The sequence below is a fragment of the Pseudomonas sp. MCal1 genome, from assembly GCF_026341415.1.
GTDB lineage: Bacteria > Pseudomonadota > Gammaproteobacteria > Pseudomonadales > Pseudomonadaceae > Aquipseudomonas.
The window spans coordinates 37,943-56,964 of the sequence record NZ_JAKUMP010000011.1 but is presented as its reverse complement, the minus strand read 5'-3'; the positions used below and the strand labels follow the sequence as shown (position 1 = coordinate 56,964).

General features: G+C 60.6%; 18 protein-coding genes. 11 read left to right on the top strand and 7 right to left on the bottom strand.

What is annotated here, in order from left to right:
• Positions 1-40: 40 nt before the first annotated feature.
• Positions 41-889, bottom strand: coding sequence for a formyltetrahydrofolate deformylase (purU, locus tag MKZ87_RS18885; RefSeq protein WP_011335666.1), 849 nt, complete (start codon positions 887-889; stop codon positions 41-43).
• Positions 890-1,228: 339 nt separating this feature from the next.
• Here purU and mvaT point away from each other — a divergent pair, with 339 nt between their 5' ends.
• On the top strand, positions 1,229-1,606 hold the full coding sequence (mvaT, locus tag MKZ87_RS18880; RefSeq protein WP_007951234.1) for a histone-like nucleoid-structuring protein MvaT: 378 nt from the start codon (positions 1,229-1,231) through the stop codon (positions 1,604-1,606).
• Between the two features lie 101 nt (positions 1,607-1,707).
• On the opposite strand, the gene sbcB is transcribed toward mvaT, so the two are convergent.
• Entirely contained in the window at positions 1,708-3,138 is a 1,431-nt protein-coding gene (gene sbcB / locus MKZ87_RS18875) for an exodeoxyribonuclease I (protein WP_266201616.1), read from the bottom strand.
• A 180-nt stretch (positions 3,139-3,318) separates the two neighbouring features.
• Between sbcB and MKZ87_RS18870 the strand changes: the two genes are divergently transcribed.
• The 8 genes from MKZ87_RS18870 to MKZ87_RS18835 all read left to right on the top strand — a co-directional run bounded on the left by MKZ87_RS18870 (position 3,319) and on the right by MKZ87_RS18835 (position 11,395).
• A complete protein-coding gene (locus MKZ87_RS18870; protein WP_266201615.1) occupies positions 3,319-4,044 on the top strand; it encodes an RDD family protein in 726 nt (241 codons plus the stop codon).
• On the top strand, positions 4,041-5,018 hold the full coding sequence (locus MKZ87_RS18865) for a stage II sporulation protein M (protein WP_266201613.1): 978 nt from the start codon (positions 4,041-4,043) through the stop codon (positions 5,016-5,018). The genes MKZ87_RS18870 and MKZ87_RS18865 overlap by 4 nt, the downstream gene beginning before the upstream one ends.
• Positions 5,005-6,549, top strand: coding sequence for a DUF4129 domain-containing protein (locus MKZ87_RS18860; protein WP_266201612.1), 1,545 nt, complete (start codon positions 5,005-5,007; stop codon positions 6,547-6,549). The genes MKZ87_RS18865 and MKZ87_RS18860 overlap by 14 nt, the downstream gene beginning before the upstream one ends.
• On the top strand, positions 6,546-7,712 hold the full coding sequence (locus MKZ87_RS18855; protein WP_266201611.1) for a DUF4350 domain-containing protein: 1,167 nt from the start codon (positions 6,546-6,548) through the stop codon (positions 7,710-7,712). Before MKZ87_RS18860 ends, MKZ87_RS18855 begins: the two co-directional genes overlap by 4 nt.
• The gene (locus tag MKZ87_RS18850; RefSeq protein WP_266201609.1) at positions 7,709-8,710 is read left to right on the top strand and encodes an AAA family ATPase; all 1,002 of its coding nucleotides are present in this window, start codon (positions 7,709-7,711) and stop codon (positions 8,708-8,710) included. Before MKZ87_RS18855 ends, MKZ87_RS18850 begins: the two co-directional genes overlap by 4 nt.
• Positions 8,707-10,041 (top strand): DUF58 domain-containing protein, encoded by a 1,335-nt coding sequence (locus MKZ87_RS18845; RefSeq protein WP_266201607.1) that lies wholly within the window; start codon positions 8,707-8,709, stop codon positions 10,039-10,041. Before MKZ87_RS18850 ends, MKZ87_RS18845 begins: the two co-directional genes overlap by 4 nt.
• A gap of 193 nt (positions 10,042-10,234) precedes the next feature.
• Positions 10,235-10,450 carry a hypothetical protein gene (locus MKZ87_RS18840; RefSeq protein ID WP_115079009.1) on the top strand — a complete coding sequence of 72 codons (216 nt, stop codon included), beginning with the start codon at positions 10,235-10,237 and terminating at the stop codon, positions 10,448-10,450.
• A gap of 540 nt (positions 10,451-10,990) precedes the next feature.
• Positions 10,991-11,395, top strand: a complete 405-nt coding sequence (locus MKZ87_RS18835; RefSeq protein ID WP_234205887.1) for a DUF6124 family protein — start codon at positions 10,991-10,993, stop codon at positions 11,393-11,395.
• Between the two features lie 45 nt (positions 11,396-11,440).
• Here MKZ87_RS18835 and MKZ87_RS18830 read toward each other — a convergent pair whose 3' ends face one another.
• Together MKZ87_RS18830 and MKZ87_RS18825 are read right to left on the bottom strand one after the other, a co-directional pair.
• The gene (locus MKZ87_RS18830) at positions 11,441-11,800 is read right to left on the bottom strand and encodes a PilZ domain-containing protein (protein WP_266201606.1); all 360 of its coding nucleotides are present in this window, start codon (positions 11,798-11,800) and stop codon (positions 11,441-11,443) included.
• A 224-nt stretch (positions 11,801-12,024) separates the two neighbouring features.
• A complete protein-coding gene (locus tag MKZ87_RS18825; protein ID WP_007951249.1) occupies positions 12,025-12,411 on the bottom strand; it encodes a tetratricopeptide repeat protein in 387 nt (128 codons plus the stop codon).
• 173 nt (positions 12,412-12,584) lie between these two features.
• On the opposite strand from MKZ87_RS18825, the gene pyk reads away from it, so the two are divergent.
• Entirely contained in the window at positions 12,585-14,036 is a 1,452-nt protein-coding gene (gene pyk, locus MKZ87_RS18820) for a pyruvate kinase (RefSeq protein ID WP_085697206.1), read from the top strand.
• Positions 14,037-14,285: 249 nt separating this feature from the next.
• On the opposite strand, the gene MKZ87_RS18815 is transcribed toward pyk, so the two are convergent.
• Genes MKZ87_RS18815 through MKZ87_RS18805 form a run of 3 tightly spaced genes read right to left on the bottom strand, consistent with a single transcriptional unit; the run spans position 14,286 to position 17,099 of the window.
• On the bottom strand, positions 14,286-15,035 hold the full coding sequence (locus MKZ87_RS18815) for an enoyl-CoA hydratase-related protein (RefSeq protein WP_266201601.1): 750 nt from the start codon (positions 15,033-15,035) through the stop codon (positions 14,286-14,288).
• A 29-nt stretch (positions 15,036-15,064) separates the two neighbouring features.
• The gene (locus MKZ87_RS18810) at positions 15,065-16,000 is read right to left on the bottom strand and encodes an iron-sulfur-binding ferredoxin reductase (protein WP_266201599.1); all 936 of its coding nucleotides are present in this window, start codon (positions 15,998-16,000) and stop codon (positions 15,065-15,067) included.
• Positions 15,993-17,099, bottom strand: coding sequence for a sensor domain-containing diguanylate cyclase (locus tag MKZ87_RS18805; RefSeq protein WP_266201597.1), 1,107 nt, complete (start codon positions 17,097-17,099; stop codon positions 15,993-15,995). Before MKZ87_RS18805 ends, MKZ87_RS18810 begins: the two co-directional genes overlap by 8 nt.
• Before the next feature lie 311 nt (positions 17,100-17,410).
• On the opposite strand from MKZ87_RS18805, the gene MKZ87_RS18800 reads away from it, so the two are divergent.
• Positions 17,411-18,934 (top strand): fumarate hydratase, encoded by a 1,524-nt coding sequence (locus MKZ87_RS18800; protein WP_085697210.1) that lies wholly within the window; start codon positions 17,411-17,413, stop codon positions 18,932-18,934.
• Positions 18,935-19,022: the final 88 nt, after the last annotated feature.

The window sequence follows — 19,022 nt, the reverse complement described above, 5'->3', positions numbered from 1 at the left end:
CATGGATCGCTCCCGCGCTCTGCGCGGGAGCGAACCTGAATCAGAACACCACGGTCTTGTTGCCGTGCACCAGCACGCGGTCTTCCAGGTGATAACGCAGGCCACGGGCCAGCACCATCTTCTCGACGTCACGACCGAAACGCACCATGTCTTCGATGCTGTCGCTGTGGCTCACGCGCACCACGTCCTGTTCGATGATCGGGCCGGCGTCCAGCTCTTCGGTCACGTAGTGGCAGGTCGCACCAATCAGTTTCACACCGCGCATCGAAGCCTGGTGGTACGGCTTGGCACCGACGAACGACGGCAGGAAGCTGTGGTGAATGTTGATGACCTTGTGCGCGTATTCGCGGCACATGTCCGGCGGCAGGATCTGCATGTAGCGCGCCAGCACCACCACTTCGGCATCGTGCTGCTTGACCAGACGCGACACCTCGTCGAAGGCCGGTTGCTTGTCCTGCGGATTGACCGGCACGTGGTAATAAGGAATGCCGTGCCACTCGACCATGCTGCGCAGGTCGTCGTGGTTGGAGATCACGCAGGAGATCTCGCAATCCAGCTCGTCGCTGTGCCAGCGGTGCAGCAGGTCAGCCAGGCAGTGGGATTCGCGGCTGGCCATCAGCACCACGCGTTTTTTCTGCTCGGTGTCGGTGATGCGCCAGTCCATCGAGAACTCTTCGGCGATCGGTGCAAACTTCTCGCGCAACACCTCGATACCGAAAGGCAGGGAATCGGCACGTATTTCGTGACGCATGAAGAACCAGCCGACCTGGTTATCCGAGTGGTGGCTCGCTTCGGTGATCCAGCCATTGTGGGCCGCCAGAAAGTTACTGACTTTGGCAACGATGCCAACGCGGTCCGGGCAAGAAATCACCAACCGAAAAGTGCGCATGAGGGGGAAACTCCAGAACTTCGCAAAGGCGGCCATTCTAGCGACTGCGCGGGAAAACTGCAGTATTGATGACCCTCGGAGCCTCCCGACAGCCCGCCGCAATTTTTTTGACGCCTGCAAACGCCAGAATGATGGCGTAGCAATAGCCCTGCATGTGCAGACCTGTGTGAATATCTGCGAAGACTCCATCACAATATTTAACTGAACATTCAATTCCGGGCTTTTCAACGTAACTAATTCAAATAAAAACCCCGGTTAAATGTTTACTTGATGAAACAGCCTGACTATTATTGCCGCACTGTCCCCTGCCATCGCGCACTCCCACATAAGGTAGTAATCATGTCCTTGATCAACGAATATCGTGCCACCGAAGAAGCTATCAAAGAGCTGCAAGCCCGTTTGAAAAACCTGTCGCAAGACGACAAACTGCAAGCCGAGCTGGAATTCGAAGGCAAACTGCGCACACTGATGGGCGAATATTCCAAATCCCTGCGCGACATCATCGCGCTGCTGGATCCAGAGTCCAAAACCAAGGCACCACGTGGCGGCGCAGCCAAAACTACCGGCACCAAGCGTGCTCGCAAAGTTAAACAATACAAAAACCCGCACAACGGCGAAGTCATCGAAACCAAAGGTGGCAACCACAAAACTCTGAAAGAGTGGAAAGCCAAGTGGGGCGGTGACGTGGTTGAAGGCTGGGCTACCCTGCTGGGCTAAGCCGCAACCCTCGTCGCAGAGCGCTTCTGTGACACAAAAAAACGCCAGCGAATGCTGGCGTTTTTTTATGCCCGGCATTCAAGCGCCGAACATGTTCGATTTCAAAGATCCAAACGTTTGCGCAGTGCCTGGACATAGTTCTGCCATTCAACCAACACCTCGGCCTGCATCGGCGCAGCACTAAGCAACCATTGCTGCATCGCCTCGGCAAAAGATTGCAAGGTATTAGGGGCACCCCACTCCGACTCGGACAAGCGTTGCCGGCAAAAGATTTTCCAGCGTTCTTGCTCTTCGAAACTCAACGTATCGGGAAAGTTACGTGCTCGATATCGAAACAACAATTCAGGCAAACGTTCGTCATCGAACGGCCATTGCTCTCGCGCCAATTGAGCAGGATCGGTCGCTCTCACTTGCTCACATAAACGACGATCACGGTCACCGATAAATCCGTCGTACAACTGCTGTTCGGGATCGTCACTCAAGGTGAAATCTTCGCTGGCATAAATCGCCGAGACTTTATCTTTCCAAACTTGTTGTGCGTCACTTAGTCGCAACGCACGCGCCTGATACAACGCCATGTCCAGACCCAGACGCTGTTGATCGTTCGCACGCAACACCGACAATGGCGCCACCACCGGGCACTTGTTGATGTGGATGAGTTTGAGCGGTACCGGCAACTCGCCTTCGGCCAGGTCGTCACGCCGGGTGTACAGGCGCTGACGTAATGTTTCGGCATCCAGGTCGAGCAGACCCTGCGGATCCAGGTGCAGATCACAAACGATCAACGCGTTCTTGTTGCGCGGATGCCAGGCCAGCGGCAGCACCACGCCGACATAACTGCGCGCAGCGGAGAAACGACCGGAGATGTGCACCATCGGTTGCAACAGACGAATCTGGTCCATGACCTTCTGTTTGCTGCGCAACTGGAACAGCCAGTCATACAACTTCGGCTGCTTCTCGCGAATCAACCGGGCGAGGGCAATCGTGGCGCGCACGTCCGACAAGGCTTCGTGGGCATTGCCGTGATCGATGCCGTTGGCGGCGGTGAGGCGTTCCAGCTTGAGCGTCACCTTGCCTTCGTCGTCGGTCGGCCACACCAGCCCGTCCGGGCGCAATGCGTAGGCGGCGCGCACCACATCGATCAGATCCCAACGGCTGTTGCCGCCCTGCCATTCACGGGCATAGGGATCGAAAAAGTTGCGGTACAGGCTATAGCGGGTCATCTCGTCGTCGAAGCGCAAGGTGTTGTATCCCGCACCGCAAGTGCCAGGAGCTGCGAGCTGGGCATGGACCCGGGTCATGAAGTCGGCTTCGCTCAAGCCTTGCTCGGCGAGGCGGCTCGGAGTGATGCCGGTGATCGCGCATGCCGCCGGATGCGGCAGGATGTCTTCGCTGGGCTGACAGTAGAGATTGACCGGCGCGTCGATTTCGTTGAGTTCGTGATCGGTGCGGATCCCGGCCACCTGCAAGGGGCGATCGCATCGGGGATTGATGCCGGTGGTTTCGTAGTCGTACCAGAAAATGGAAGTCACGGGCGGTTCCTGAACTGAAGATCGGCAAAGTCTAGGCGTTCAAGCGTCGTCGCGGCCAGCACCGCATCATTCAGTCACCTTTGGTTGAAGAATGTGTATGACATAGTTATGTCGTTTCCCCCCGAGAGGCTGCTAGCATCGGACGCACTTGCATCCCGATCCGGCAACATCAGGTAGCCCATGCTCGAGACCACAGCACCGCGAAGGAAAGCATCGCTGGCCCCGCCACTGGACACGCGGCACAAGGTCGAAACGCCGGAAGGCATCGACCTGCCGCTGCGCCCCGCCGGCCTGATGGTGCGCGCCGTGGCGTACACCATCGATCTGGGGTTGCGCGGGCTGATCCTGGGACTGCTTTTCATGTTACTGGCGCTGCTCGGCAAACTCGGCATGGGCCTCGGATCACTGCTGCTGTTCGGGGTGAGCTGGTGGTACATGGTGCTGTTTGAAGTGCTGCGTCAGGGCCGCTCGCCGGGCAAGCAATGGATGGGCCTGCGGGTGGTGCACGACGATGGCACGCCGGTCGGCTGGTCAGCCTCCCTGTTGCGCAACCTGCTGCGTTTTGTCGACCTGATGCCGTTCGGCTATTTCCTCGGGGCGATCAGTTGCCTGCAACACCCGACCTTCAAACGCCTGGGCGACATCGCTGCCGGCACGCTGGTGATCTACAGCGAACGCCCGCTCCAGCGCCCGCAGTTGCCCGATGCCGAACCCCGCCGCTCGCCGATCCCGCTGACCCTGACTGAACAACGCGCCCTGCTCGCTTTCGCCGAACGCCAGGGGGAACTATCGACGGCGCGGGTCAATGAACTTGCTGCATTGCTCGCTCAACCGCTGCACATCAGCGCGCCGAAAGCCGTTGGCGAGCTTAACGGCATCGCTCGCGGCCTGTTGGGTCCGACATGAAGCAAAGCCTTTTCGAAACCCGCCACAAGGCCGAATGGGAGCGTTTCACCCTCGCCCTCGAACGTCTCGAACGAGGCAAGGACACGTCGCAGGTCGCAGAATTTCCCAAGGCCTATCGCCGAATCTGCCAGCATCTGGCGCTGGCGCAGGAACGTGGTTACAGCAGTTTTCTCGTCGACTCATTGCAACAGCAAGTGCTGCGCGGCCATCAACAGCTTTACCGTCATCGCCGGCAAACTGGTTCCAGCCTGCTGAGCTTCATCTTCGCCGGGTTCCCCCGGCTGGTTCGCGCGCAATGGCCTTTCGTGTTGGTGGCCGGGCTGCTGTTCCTCGGCAGCCTGGCCGGTTTCGGGGTACTGGTGTATCTGAATCCCGAATTGATCTACAACCTTATCCCCGCCGAGCAGGTGCGCGAGATGCAAGGCATGTACGATCCGGTCGCCGGCCACCTCGGGCGCTCGGCCGAGCGCGCCGCCAGTGAAAACTGGGTGATGTTCGGCTACTACATCATGCACAACATCGGCATCGCCTTTCAGACCTTTGCCAGCGGTTTGCTGCTGGGCCTGGGCAGCGCGTTCTTCCTGTTCTACAACGGTCTGACTATCGGCGCGGTGGCCGGGCATCTCACCGAGATCGGCTTTGGCCAGACTTTCTGGCCGTTCGTGATCGGCCACGGCGCATTTGAACTCAGCGCGATTGTCCTGGCCGGTGCAGCGGGGTTGAAACTGGGTTGGGCGCTGATAGCACCGGGACGCCTGACGCGCGGCGAGGCCTTGAGACATTCGGCGCGCCAGAGCGTACTGCTGATCTGTGGGGTCATGCTGTTTCTGTTGATCGCCGCGTTTATCGAGGCGTATTGGTCGTCACGCATCGGGGTTTCGCCGCAGACCAAATACCTGGTCGGCGCCGGGCTCTGGCTCGGCGTGGCGATCTATCTGCTGTTCGCCGGAAGGACCCGCCATGCGCCTGAGTGACGCAACTGTGGCAATCCGTCCGCGCACCACCTGGGAAGCCATGGATCTGGGCGTGCTCATGAGCCAGCAACATCGGCGCCTGCTGATGACCAGCTGGGCCATCGTCACCCTGCCGCTGTTCGCGGTGCTCAGCCTGCTGTTGTGGGATTCACCGTCGCTGGCCGTGTTCATCTTCTGGTGGCTGAAACCGGCGTACGAACGCTTGCCGTTGTACATCCTCTCCAAGGCACTGTTCGGCGAAACACCCACCTTTAAACAGGCCTTGCGCCAATGGCCGCGTCTGCTCAAACCACAATTGCTCGCCAGTCTGACCTGGCGCCGCTTCAGCCTCAGTCGCAGCTTCCTGCTGCCCGTGCTGCAACTCGAAGGCCTCGACGGTAACGCCCGCCAGCAGCGTTTGCAGGTGCTGTTGCAACGTAACGCTGGCGCCGCGCAGTGGCTGACAATCATCGGTGTGCATCTGGAAACGGCGCTGTGGATCGGCCTGATGGTGTTGTTCTACCTGCTACTGCCGCAACAGGTCGAAACCGATTGGGACTGGCAAAGCCTGATCTTCGCGCCCGACTACGAATGGCGCTGGCTGGAGCATCTGACCAATGCGTTCTATGCGCTGATCCTGGTGATCTGGGAACCGATCTACGTCGCCTGCGGTTTCAGTCTTTACCTGAACCGCCGCACCGTCCTCGAAGCCTGGGACATCGAACTGGTGTTCCGCCGTTTGCGCCAGCGTTTGAACAGCAGCGTGATCGGCTTGCTGCTGGTGGTGTGCCTGCTGCTGCCGGGAGTGCCCTCGGCATGGGCCGCCGAACCTGACACCGCGCCGGATGCGCCCCGGCTCCTGAATCAGCCACTGACCAGTCAGACATCCCGTGACAGCATCAAGGCCTTGCTCGAACAACCGCCGTTCAAGAACAAGGAAACCGTCACCCGTTATCGCTTCGGCGACGATCCCGCTGCTGCCGAAAAGAACAAGGAAGGCGAAGCACCGCAATGGTTGAAAACCCTGCTCGACTGGCTGGACGGCCGACACCTCGAGGGCCTCGCCAAGGCGATCGAAGTCGTGCTGTGGGGCGCGCTGATCGCCGGAATTGGCTGGCTGGTCTGGCGCTATCGGGATTTTCTGCAAGGGTTCGTCGGCCGCCGTCCACGCTTGCCCAAACAGATCAAAAGGCCTTTGCCGCAACAGGCCTTCGGGCTGGATCTGCAAAAGGAAAGCCTGCCCGATGACATCGCCAGCCACGCGGAACAGCTCTGGCAAACCGAGCCGCGCGCAGCACTGGGCCTGCTGTACCGGGCACTGCTCAGTCATCTGTTGCACGACTTCAACCTGACCCTGAAACCTGCGGACACCGAAAACGAAGTGCTGGCCCGGATCGAACAGTTGCAGCGTCCCGACTTGCTCGCCTACAGCCGTCACCTCACAGGCCACTGGCAGAACATGGCCTACGGGCACCGCGTACCGGCGGCGCATCTGCAACAGCAATTGTGTGATGGCTGGCGGTCCCTGTTTGGCCATGGAGCCGCCCGTTGAACCGGCGTGCGCTCTGGCTTTCGGGTGGCACGCTTATCGTCGCCCTGCTCGGTGCGCTGGGCATTTATCTGTACCTCATGGCCACGCCTTACCAGGCCGTAGTCGATCATGGCCCGTCCCCCGCCGCGCAAGCCAATCCTTATCTGGCGGCGGAGATGTTTCTGCGCGAACGCGGAATCGAGGTCACTCACGCCGAAAGCCTCGCCGTGTTGCCCGACATCGATCCGCGCCAGCACACACTGCTGATGTTCAACGACCGCTCGAAAATGACTCCGCGTCAGGTCGATCAGGTTCTGAACTGGGCCCGGGCCGGCGGACGGCTGGTGTTCGTCGCCGAATCGATCTGGGATGAGAAGACCGGCCAGAGCAACGACCTGTTGCTCGACCGCGTGCAACTGCATCAATCCTTCACCAAGGATCTCAAGGGAACGCCACCGGATGCCGCCGAAGATCCATACCCCAATCTGACCAAGCTCTACCTGGAAGACGAAGACGCCCCGGCCTATGCCGGATTCGACACCGCGTTCCACCTCGACGACCCGAAAAACCTCGCCCAGGCCTGGGCCAACAGCGCGAAAGCCACACACATGATGCAACTGGCTTTCGGCCTCGGCACGATCACCGTGGTCACCGACGCCGACCTGTGGAAAACCCCGGCGATTGCGCAACACGACAATGCCTGGCTGCTCTGGTACCTCAGCGCCGACACCGCCGTGACCTTGTTGTACAACACCGAACACGACAGTCTGCCGACCCTGCTCTGGCGCTATTTCCCACAAGCCATCGTCGCCCTGCTCGCGCTGATCGGTCTGTGGCTGTGGCATGTCGGCGTGCGTCACGGCCCGGTGCAGGCGCCCGCCCCGCGCAGTCGTCGGCAGTTGATGGAACACCTGCGCGCCAGTGCCGGTTTCATCCTGCGTCACAACGGACAACAGACCTTGCTGCAAGCGTTGCAGCAGGACGTCCTGCGCCGCGCCCGTCACCGTCATCCCGGTTTCGATCAACTGAATGTCGCCGAACAATGGCTGGTGCTGTCGCGTCTGACCCGCCAGCCGACCCGTGCCATCAGCCAGGCCCTGAGCCCGGCACCGAAGCGGCGCATGTCCGACGCCGAATTCTGCCGTCAGGTCGCCCACCTGCAAGCCTTGAGGAACACGCTATGACCGAACACATAGAACCCGGCTCGCCCGGCCACGCGGCCCAGCAACGCCAGCGAGCCAGTCAGTTGGCCCAAGCAGTGCGCTGCGAATTGCAGAAAGCGCTGATCGGCCAGAACCCGGTGATCGACGACGTGCTGACCGCGCTGATCGCCGGCGGCCACGTGCTGCTCGAAGGCGTTCCCGGCCTCGGCAAAACCTTGTTGGTACGCGCCTTGGCAAAGTGCTTTGGCGGCGAGTTTGCGCGCATCCAGTTCACCCCGGACCTGATGCCCAGCGACGTCACCGGCCACGCGGTCTACGACCTGCAGACCGAGCAGTTCAAACTGCGCAAAGGCCCGTTGTTCACCCACCTGCTGCTGGCGGACGAGATCAACCGCGCCCCGGCCAAGACGCAAGCCGCCCTGCTCGAAGCGATGCAGGAACGTCAGGTCACCCTCGAAGGTCGCGCCCTGCCGATAGCCCAGCCGTTCATGGTGCTCGCCACGCAAAACCCGATCGAACAGGAAGGAACCTACCCGCTGCCCGAGGCCGAGCTCGACCGTTTCATGCTCAAGGTGCGCATGGATTACCCCGACGCCGATCAGGAGCTGGACATGGTGCGGCAGGTCAGCCGCTCGACCCGCGCCGACATGCTCGACGTGCAGCCGCTGCGCACCGTGTTGCAGGCCAAGGACGTGCAAGCCCTGCAACGCATCGCCAGTGATTTGCCGCTGGACGATCAAGTGCTCGATTACGCCGTGCGCCTGGCGCGCAGCACCCGTACCTGGCCGGGGCTGACCCTCGGTGCCGGACCTCGCGCCTCCATTGCACTGGTGCGCTGCGCCCGCGCCCGGGCCTTGTTGCGCGGCGGCGAATTCGTGATCCCGGACGACATCAAGGGCTGCGCGCTGGCGGTGCTGCGTCACCGGGTGCGCCTCGCACCGGAACTGGACATCGAAGGGCTGCAAGTCGATCAGGTGCTCCAGCAACTGCTCGACCAAGTACCGGCGCCGCGCCTGTGAAACCCTCGCGTCGGTTGTTGATCTGGCTGGCAATTCTGCTGGCCATCGGCATTGTGCTGGGCGCGTTACAGGCGCTGGATGTGGAAGTGCCATCGAGCCTGTTGTCGATCAACTGGGGTTTGCTGCTGGCGCTGTTCGCGCTGAGCCTGCTGGACGCGCTGCGCTTGAAGCGCCTGCCCTCGCCCCGCGTGCAACGACAGATGCCCGGCAGCTTGGCATTAGGTCGCTGGAGCGAAGTGCGGCTGGAGGTAGAACATGATTTCGACCAACCACTGGCCATTCAGATCTTCGATCACGTACCCGATGGCCTGAGTTTCGAAAACCTGCCACTCGACACCGAGCTGCAACCCGGCCAGCGCAGCCTGATCGGCTATCGCCTGCGCCCGCTCAAACGCGGCCACTTCACCTTCGACACCTGCGAGCTCAACCTGCCGAGCCCCTTGGGTTTGTGGTCCGGCAAACGCCTGCTGAACATCACCGACCACACCCGCGTCTACCCCGACTTCGCCCGCCTCTACGGCGGTGAACTGCTGGCAGTCGACCACTGGCTCAGCCAGCTCGGCGTGCGCCAGCGCCAACGCCGTGGCCAGGGGATGGAGTTTCATCAACTGCGGGAGTTTCGCGAAGGCGACAGCCTGCGCCAGATCGACTGGAAAGCCACCGCCCGCCACCGCACCCCGATTGCCCGAGAGTACGAGGACGAGCGGGATCAGCAGATTGTTTTCATGCTTGATTGCGGGCGGAACATGCGCAGTCAGGATGGAGAGCTGTCGCATTTTGATCATGCGTTGAATGCGTGTCTGTTGTTGAGCCATGTGGCTTTAAGGCAGGGGGATGCGGTGGGGTTGTTCACCTTCGCCAGTGTCCAGCCGCGGTTTATTGCGCCGGCCAAGGGTGCAGGGCAGATCAAGGTGTTGCTCAACGGTGTTTACGATCTGGATAGCACGCGACGTTCGGCGGATTATCCGGCGGCGGTGAATCAGTTGCTGGCGAGGCAGAAGCGTCGAGCGCTGGTCATATTGATGACCAACCTTCGTGATGAGGATGATGAAGATCTACTGAGCGCCATCAAACACTTGAGCCAACAGCATCAGGTGCTGGTTCTCTGTATACGCGAGGAGGCCTTTGATCCTTCGCAACTGGCGACAGTGCAAACCTTGCAGGAAGCGCTTGCTTACTGCGCGACTGTGGATTACCTGAACGCCCGAGCTACAGTTCATCAGCGCTTGGACGCTCAGGGGATAGTGGTGCTGGACACTCGTCCCGAACGATTGGGCGCAGAGCTCGTATCTCTATATCTGAACTGGAAAAAATCTGGAGCACTCTGCTAACACTTTGTGAAATTCACACGGGGGGGCCAGATTAAAATTAGGAAAATCAAATGTCCGAAACAATAAGCTGGCTCAGTTCACCCGCGGAGCATCACAAGCTGATGCAGCTCATCAGTTGAGTAGAAGTCGCTAGCCAACTAACACTCGCAAATGCCACTGCTATGCTTGGTTTTTTGCAAAAAGGAGCCTAAAAATGGCCGCTCAATACTCTCTATCAGACGTGCTGGAAAGGATGTATCAGAATCAACTTGGCTTGGAAGCCGCTCTGATGGAATTAGTACTCCAAGTCGAAGCACAGGGAATGGTGGAGACCGGAAACAACGTCCGAGAAGCACTTTTTACAATTGGAGAAAACGCTGGCTTCATCAAGCAAGGTTTGGCCAAGCTGAAGGGAAAACGTCCCAGCTAAAAGCTTTCTGGCTTTCACCTATGCCCAAGATCTTTTGATGTAATTCTTCTATGCTTCGTGTCCTCTAAAACCAATCATTAACTGGGGGGGGGCTTACTGCTCGGTTCTTAAAAAAACCCCTTTGCCTACGACTACACTGGCCCTGCCCCACGTGTAAAAAACCTCAAAAGACATGCAAAACTGTTGTTCTCTCGCTTTTTGTGGACAACAAAAAAACGGTGGAATTGAGGCTACAACATGTGACGCTTTTGCCTACATATAAGCGCGAATCCGCTGGCTTGTGCACCTTGGCGTTGCCCCGTAACTTGATCCCGTCGCTGCCAATCAGCGGCCGGGTTTAGTCGCCCGAGGTAAGATAGGTTTGCAAACGCATCGTCCAGTCGGGTATTCCCTATCCCTGCACTCGATGGTGGCTGTGAGCAGGGTGCCCCCGGGCACGCCGGAAAAAGCCTACTTCCCCGGTCGACTAACCTGCTTACAGCTGCCACCCCCTCGCTTAGTCGCGAAGCGGTAACAGCCCAACTTATTAGGAAGTTAGGTATGTTCAAAGCAACACCAAATCCGCCTTCGGATATCGATCCAACTGACAAGACTGATCAGACCGATCCAATCTCCCCCTATGCCTCCGTCGATTCAAAAAAACTCCACGACGCGGCTCATCGGGCCCTCGACTTCTACCTCAACCCCAAAGCTGAAAAATCACGCAATTCCGTGGATCGTGGCATGCAGATGTTCAAGGTCGATCCGGACATCAACCCAGAAGCCATCGCCATCCAAACCTACGAAACCTTTTCCTCGGTCAGCATTCTGTTGCTGGATCTGGCAGACAGCCTGGACGACAAGCCGAGACATCTGGCGATGGCTATCTATCAGTTGAGTGAGTTAGGGTTGTTGCTGGTGGAGAAGACACTGGATAACGAACGGGCGATTGCAATAAGAGAGTAAGAAAAAAGGGCCACAACCTTCAGCAGGTTGTGGCCCTTTTGGTTTTCAGGCCGAGGCCGGCAACGGCTGAAAACTGAAGTACTGCTTCAACGCCTCGAGCAGCTGCCCATACTCGGGCGGCGTCCGGTACAGGCTGAAGCCGGCGTCGTAGTGTCGAGGGGTCGCGTCTTCGTGGCACCACAGGCAGCACGCCGTCAGGTCTATGACCTGCTGACAGCCCTCGCCCAAGGGGATTTTCAGGCGCAAGTTGAACTCGGCACCAATCATCATCGGCAACTGGCTGATAAGCATCAAACCATCTTCGGACACGTTGCCCAGAAAACCGATGGGTTTGTCGGTGACTCTGTTGAACACTCGCAGAAAATACGGCAGCTGATGTCGTTCGATTCGACGGTCGGTAAACATACGCATTTCGCCATGCAAGGCTCTATCACAGAGCCGCACTCTCGCTTCGGAACGGGACTGTGCGTCAGACCCGCTCTCCCCACTCCCGGTGTGGTGCTCGCCAAGTGCATCTCACGCCAGTCGCAGGTGTTGCACCGATACCGATACCGATACCGATCTGCACCGGTGTCATTCGACTATAGCTCACCCTATACAAGCAGCCAGCCTCTGTATGACAACCGCCATCAGAATCGGGTTGGACGCACCACGGCGGCTGCGCTGCGAGTCGGGTAGTGACCCAGGCTCTGCAGGGTTTCCAGACGCGCACGGGCGCGGTAGGCGTATTCGCTGTTGGGGTACGAGGCGATGATGAACTGGTAGGTCTGCGCCGCATCGACGAACATTTTCTGCCGCTCAAGGCACTGGCCGCGCATCATCGAGACTTCCGGCCACACGTAAGGGCGGGCCCGGCTGGCGCGTTCGACCTTGGACAGCTCGAGCATCACCTGCTCGCAGTTGCCCCGGTCATAGGCGCTGTAAGCGTTGTTCAAATGATGGTTCATCGACCAACGGGTGCAGCCCGTGACGGCGAGGACGCTGAGGGCAAGGGCGGCAATGGGCACGAATCGCATGGGGGTTCTCCTGTCTTGTGCTCTGTATCGACCCCTGGTCGGAAATCTTCAGGCGCGTTTGTCCCAAAGTTGCCGTGTTCAATAAAGAAAGTATTAAGTAGTGCAAACGAACAATGACTACACCCCAAGAGCATAGTAGCCTTCGCTGGCGCTTGAACTTGAGGAGTCTTTGCATGTCCGTCCGTCGTACCAAAATCGTCGCTACCCTTGGCCCGGCCAGTAACTCGCCGGAAGTTCTCGAACAGCTGATTCTGGCTGGCCTGGACGTCGCCCGTCTGAACTTCTCCCACGGCACCCCCGACGAGCACAAGGCTCGCGCGAAGCTGGTGCGTGACCTCGCTGCCAAGCACGGCCGCTTCGTCGCCCTGCTGGGTGACCTGCAAGGCCCGAAAATCCGCATCGCCAAATTCGCCAACAAGCGCATCGAGCTGAAGATCGGTGACAAGTTCACCTTCTCCACCAGCCATCCGCTGACTGAAGGCAACCAGCAGGTTGTCGGCATCGACTACCCGGACCTGGTCAAGGACTGCGGCGTGGGCGACGAGCTGCTGCTCGACGACGGCCGCGTGGTCATGCGCGTTGAAACCGCCACCGCCACCGAGCTGAACTGCGTCGTGACCATCGGCGGCCCGCTGTCCGACCATAAAGGCATCAACCGTCGCGGTGGCGGCCTGACCGCACCGGCCCTGACTGAAAAAGACAAGGCCGACATCAAGCTCGCCGCTGAAATGGAAGTCGACTACCTCGCCGTGTCCTTCCCGCGTGACGCCGCCGACATGAACTACGCCCGTCAACTGCGCGACGAAGCCGGCGGCACTGCCTGGCTGGTGGCGAAGATCGAACGCGCCGAAGCCGTGGCCGACGACGAAACCCTCGACGGCCTGATCAAGGCTTCCGACGCTGTGATGGTTGCCCGTGGTGACCTGGGCGTGGAAATCGGCGACGCCGAGCTGGTGGGCATCCAGAAGAAAATCATTCTGCACGCACGCCGCCACAACAAGGCGGTGATCGTGGCGACCCAGATGATGGAGTCGATGATCCAGAACCCGATGCCGACCCGCGCCGAAGTGTCCGACGTGGCCAACGCCGTGCTCGACTATACCGACGCCGTGATGCTGTCGGCCGAATCCGCTGCCGGCGCTTACCCGCTGGAAGCCGTGCAGGCGATGGCGCGCATCTGCGTCGGCGCTGAAAAGCACCCGACCAGCAAGACGTCCAGCCACCGCATCGGCAAGGAATTCGAGCGTTGCGACGAGAGCATCGCGCTGGCGACCATGTACACCGCCAACCACTTCCCGGGCGTCAAGGCGATCATCGCGCTGACCGAAAGCGGCTACACCCCGCTGATCATGTCGCGTATCCGTTCGTCGGTGCCGATCTACTGCTTCACTCCGCACCGCGAAGCCCAGGCCCGCGCGGCAATGTTCCGTGGCGTGTACACCGTGCCGTTCGACCCGGCGTCGCTGGCCCCGAACGAAGTCAGCCAGAAAGCCATCGACGAGCTGGTCAAGCGCGGCGTTGTGGAGAAAGGCGACTGGGTGATCCTGACCAAGGGCGACAGCTACCACACCACCGGCGGCACCAACGGCATGAAGATCCTGCACGTGGGCGACCCGCAGGTCTGAGTGACCGGTTGCTGAAAACGAAAAGCCCCGCCATGTGAATGGCGGGGCTTTTTCATTTCTGGGTTGGATTTTGTTGATCGTTCCCACGCTCTGCGTGGGAATGCCTCAATGGACGCTCTGCGTCCGCTTCGGCATGGGACGCGGAGCGTCCCGGGCTGCATTCCCACGCAGAGCGTGGGAACGATCAGTGTTCGGGGTGCGAGCGCCAGGTGCGCGTCGGCAGTCGGCAGTCGGCAGTCGGCAAATATTTCAATGCCGTTTGATGAACCCGGTCAGCGCCGCCAACGCCTCTGGCGAGCGCAACCGCTGGGTGAACAACGCCCCCTCCTCTTCGATCACCTTGCGAATCAATTCCCGATCCGGCGCGCGCATCAATTGTTTGCTGATGCGTACCGCCTCCGCCGGCAGCTCGTCAAACCGCAGCGCCATTTCCCGCGCCCTGGACAATGCGGCTTCGCCACTGCCCAGCGCTTCGGTGGCAATCCCCCATTGCGCCGCTTGCTCACCGGTAAAACCTTCACCGAGCAGCAACAGTTCCGACGCCTTGGCCTGCCCGAGCAGACGCGGCAGGATCAGGCTGGAACCGAACTCCGGGCACAACCCGAGATTGACGAACGGCATGCGCAACCGCGCATCCCGCGCCACATAAACCAGATCGCAATGCAGCAACAGCGTGGTGCCGATCCCCACCGCCGCCCCGGCCACGGCAGCGATCACCGGTTTGCGGCATTCGAGCAGTTCAAGCATGAAGTGGAACACCGGGCTGTCGAGGTCGCTCGGCGGTTGCTGGATGAAGTCGGCGATGTCGTTGCCGGCGGTGAAGCACTCGGTGCTGCCGGTGATCAGCACGGCGTTGATTTCCGGGTCGCTGCCGGCCTGTTTCAGCGCCTCGGCCAACTGGCTGTACATGGCGCGGGTCAGGGCGTTTTTCTTGTCCGGGCGGTTGAGGCGCAGGGTCAGCAAACTGCGTTCGCGGTGCAGCAGGATGGCTTCGGGCATGGCAGGTCTCGCGTCTGGGAATTCAGCGCTCAATCACGGCTGAGGAAGACATCGGCCAGCAGTTGATTGCGCGGCAGTCCGGCCAGGAACAGACGCTTGGCAAACGCGTCGACGCTGGCAGTCGAGCCGCAGACTAAAGCCAGGGTTTGTCGGGAGACAAGTCGCAGTTGCGCCAAAGCGCCCGGCAACTCGGCCGCCGTCCAGCATTCGACGCTGAGGTTTTCCCGCTGCGCGGCCAGTGCCTCAAGGGGTTTGACCAGGTAATGCCCGTCGGCATCATGGGCCAGGTGAATGACACGAATGGCGCCCCGATGATCGTGACGCAAGGCTTCGCGCAACACCCCGAACAACGGGCCGAGCCCGGTGCCGACGGCCAATAGCCACAGCGGCCGGTCGTGCCAGTCCGGGTCGTAATGCAGCGCACCGCCGCGCAGTTCGCCGAGGCGGATGGGGTCGCCGATCTGCAAGCGGCGCGCGGCATCGCTGAATTCGCCGGGCTCGCGGCAATCAACGTGAAACTCAAGAAAGCGGTCTTCCTCCGGCAGGCTCGCCAGCGAATACGGCCGCGCGATGTGGCCGGCCCACAGCACCAGATGCTGGCCGGCGCTGTAGCGCAACGGCCGCTGGGGTGTCAGGCGCATTCGCAACACGCTGTCGCCGAGCCAGTCCAGCGCTTCGACCGTGGCCGGACGACCATCGGTGACGGGATCGAAGGTGTGCACCTGCAAATCCTCGATCACCTGACACTGACAGGCCAGGCGCCAGCCCTGATCGCGTTGCTCCGCGCTGAGGGCATCCGGACGACTGTCAGCAGGCAAACCCCGCACGCATTGCACCAGACACGCGTGGCAACTGCCGGCGCGGCAGCTATAAGGCACCGCTACACCGTTCTGATTGAGCGCATCGAGCAGATTGCTGCCCGCCGCCACCGACCACTGTCGCTCACCGACCCGCAGTTCAGGCATCGACGTTCTCCCACGCCGCTGCGCAACGGTTGCGCCCGTCACGCTTGGCCCGGTACAGCGCCTGATCGGCGCGCTGCAAGGCTTCGTCCAGATCATCGCCCAGTTCCAGCAAGGTCATGCCGGCCGAAAGACTCAGGTTTTTCACATTCAGGCCCACCAGTTCAACGTCGGTGAAGGCGATGCGCAGGCGTTCGCAACAGGCGGTCAGGCGCTCGGCGTTGCAATCGGGCAGCAGCACCACGAATTCTTCACCACCATAACGCGCCAGCACGTCGCCGTCGCGCAGGCAGGCACCGGCCACCCCGGCGAACGCTTGCAGCACCTGATCGCCGGCGGCATGGCCGTGCAGGTCGTTGATGCGCTTGAAGTGGTCGAGGTCGATCAGCGCCAGACCATGTACCACGTCGGCCTCCATCGCGTTCAGCTCGCGGGTGGCCAGGCGCAGAAAATGCCGGCGATTGAACAGCCCGGTCAGTTCGTCGGTGGCGACCAGATCTTCGAGCTGGCGCATCATCCCGCGCAGGGTGTCCTGATGCGCCTGCAAGGCGAACCGGCGCTGGCGCATGCGTTGCCGCGAGGTCTGGACGAAACGGGCATAGATCACCAGCCACACCAGCACGATCAGCAGGAGGCACACCTGCAACGCGGCCAGCGCCGGGTCAGGTAACTGGAAGTGATAGCCGTCCCACAAGGTGATGGCGCAGAAACTGAAGAACACCAGCATCGCGCAGCGCACGAATGCCCGGCGTGACAGATGGAACAGGCCGAACAACAGGATCAGTACATAAAAGACCAGGAACTCGCCCCGGGCTTCTTCCAGATGCGCGATCAGCCACGTCTGCCAGCCGAGGCCGAGCATTACTTGTGCTTCAGTCAGGCTCGGATCGGAGAAGCGCAGGTTGGCGCCCGAGAAAAACACCGCGAACAGGGTCGCCTGGCTGATCACCACCAGCGCGCTGCCGACGGCGACGCCGGTCAGCGAATCGTTGTAGTGACCAGTGAAATACGCCAGCCACAGCAGCAGCAGAGCCAATCCATAGGTGGCTGCAGCGAGGGCGAAGCGTTTGAGCAAAAGACGTTGAATGGCGTTATGGGTCAATCGTTGACTCACCGTGCGATAAGAGGCTGACCGAGTGTCCTACTCTACAGACCGGCTGCCACTTTAGTGGCCCGGTCGATAAATGACCATTGATTTTCGGGCCGGGTATTTGGCGTCAAAAACCTGCAGCCATGCGACCAACGAATGACTCCCGGCAGATGTGCCCGCCACCGAGGCGCGGTATACTGCCGCGCCTTTTTAGCGTCGCGCCAGCAGCCCCGGCGTGCCTTGAAAGGTGTCTGCGACCGACCGATGCACCCAAGCCGCAGGCACCTTATTGAATGTTCCCGTCTTTTAGAGGAGCGCGACTCATGACCGTGATCAAGCAAGACGACCTGATTCAGAGCGTTGCCGACGCCCTGCAGTTCATTTCCTACTACCACCCCGTGGACTTCATCCAGGCGATGCACGAAGCCTACCTGCGCGAAGAATCGCCAGCGGCCCGTGACTCGATGGCGCAGATCCTGATCAACTCGCGCATGTGCGCCACCGGCCACCGGCCGATCTGCCAGGACACCGGCATCGTGACCGTGTTTGTGCGTGTGGGCATGGACGTGCGCTGGGATGGCGCGACGATGAGCCTGGACGACATGATCAACGAAGGCGTGCGCCGCGCCTATAACCTGCCGGAAAACGTCCTGCGTGCCTCGATCCTCGCCGACCCGGCGGGCGCTCGTAAAAACACCAAGGACAACACCCCGGCGGTCATCCACTACTCCATCGTTCCGGGCAACACCGTGGAAGTGGACGTGGCGGCCAAGGGCGGCGGTTCCGAGAACAAGTCGAAAATGGCCATGCTCAACCCGTCCGACTCGATCGTCGACTGGGTACTCAAGACCGTTCCGACTATGGGCGCCGGCTGGTGCCCACCGGGCATGCTGGGCATCGGCATCGGCGGCACCGCCGAGAAAGCCGCTGTGATGGCCAAGGAAGTGTTGATGGAGTCCATCGACATTCACGAGCTCAAAGCCCGTGGCCCGCAGAACCGCATCGAAGAAATGCGTCTGGAGCTGTTCGAGAAGGTTAACCAGCTGGGCATCGGCGCCCAGGGCCTCGGTGGCCTGACCACCGTGCTCGACGTGAAAATCATGGATTATCCGACCCACGCAGCTTCCCTGCCGGTGTGCATGATCCCGAACTGCGCCGCGACCCGTCACGCGCACTTCGTGCTCGATGGTTCCGGCCCTGCTTCGCTGGAGGCGCCACCGCTGGACGCCTACCCGGAAATCGTCTGGGAAGCCGGCCCGTCGGCCCGTCGCGTCAACCTCGACACCTTGACCCCGGAAGAGGTGCAGAGCTGGAAGCCGGGCGAAACCGTCCTGCTCAACGGCAAGATGCTCACCGGTCGCGACGCTGCGCACAAGCGCATGGTCGAGATGCTGAACAAGGGCGAAACCCTGCCGGTTGATCTGAAAGGCCGCTTCATCTACTACGTCGGCCCGGTTGATCCGGTCGGTGACGAAGTGGTGGGTCCGGCTGGCCCGACCACCGCCACGCGGATGGACAAGTTCACCCGCCAGATCCTTGAGCAGACCGGCCTTTTGGGCATGATCGGCAAGTCCGAGCGCGGCCCGACCGCCATCGACGCGATCAAGGACAACAAGGCCGTGTATCTGATGGCCGTCGGCGGTGCCGCTTACCTGGTGGCGCAAGCGATCAAGAAGTCCAAGGTTCTGGCGTTCGCCGAACTGGGCATGGAAGCGATCTACGAGTTCGAGGTCAAGGACATGCCGGTCACCGTTGCGGTGGACAGCAAAGGTGAGTCGGTGCACATCACCGGTCCTGCGATCTGGCAACAGAAGATCAGCGAAAGCTTGGCGGTAGAAGTGCAGTAAGCTATTTGCCATATAAAAACGGCCGGCTCATCCAAGTGGAGAGCCGGCCTTTTTTTTGAGTGTATAAAATCCGTACAACCAAACTATG

Bases quoted from the DNA above. Each gene is read 5' to 3' on its own strand.
- purU (WP_011335666.1), bottom strand. From the start codon at position 889: ATGCGCACTTTTCGGTTGGTGATTTCTTGCCCGGACCGCGTTGGCATC.
- mvaT (WP_007951234.1), top strand. From the start codon at position 1,229: ATGTCCTTGATCAACGAATATCGTGCCACCGAAGAAGCTATCAAAGAG.
- MKZ87_RS18870 (WP_266201615.1), top strand. From the start codon at position 3,319: ATGCTCGAGACCACAGCACCGCGAAGGAAAGCATCGCTGGCCCCGCCA.
- MKZ87_RS18865 (WP_266201613.1), top strand. From the start codon at position 4,041: ATGAAGCAAAGCCTTTTCGAAACCCGCCACAAGGCCGAATGGGAGCGT.
- MKZ87_RS18860 (WP_266201612.1), top strand. From the start codon at position 5,005: ATGCGCCTGAGTGACGCAACTGTGGCAATCCGTCCGCGCACCACCTGG.
- MKZ87_RS18850 (WP_266201609.1), top strand. From the start codon at position 7,709: ATGACCGAACACATAGAACCCGGCTCGCCCGGCCACGCGGCCCAGCAA.
- MKZ87_RS18840 (WP_115079009.1), top strand. From the start codon at position 10,235: ATGGCCGCTCAATACTCTCTATCAGACGTGCTGGAAAGGATGTATCAG.
- MKZ87_RS18835 (WP_234205887.1), top strand. From the start codon at position 10,991: ATGTTCAAAGCAACACCAAATCCGCCTTCGGATATCGATCCAACTGAC.
- MKZ87_RS18830 (WP_266201606.1), bottom strand. From the start codon at position 11,800: ATGTTTACCGACCGTCGAATCGAACGACATCAGCTGCCGTATTTTCTG.
- MKZ87_RS18825 (WP_007951249.1), bottom strand. From the start codon at position 12,411: ATGCGATTCGTGCCCATTGCCGCCCTTGCCCTCAGCGTCCTCGCCGTC.
- pyk (WP_085697206.1), top strand. From the start codon at position 12,585: ATGTCCGTCCGTCGTACCAAAATCGTCGCTACCCTTGGCCCGGCCAGT.
- MKZ87_RS18815 (WP_266201601.1), bottom strand. From the start codon at position 15,035: ATGCCCGAAGCCATCCTGCTGCACCGCGAACGCAGTTTGCTGACCCTG.
- MKZ87_RS18810 (WP_266201599.1), bottom strand. From the start codon at position 16,000: ATGCCTGAACTGCGGGTCGGTGAGCGACAGTGGTCGGTGGCGGCGGGC.
- MKZ87_RS18800 (WP_085697210.1), top strand. From the start codon at position 17,411: ATGACCGTGATCAAGCAAGACGACCTGATTCAGAGCGTTGCCGACGCC.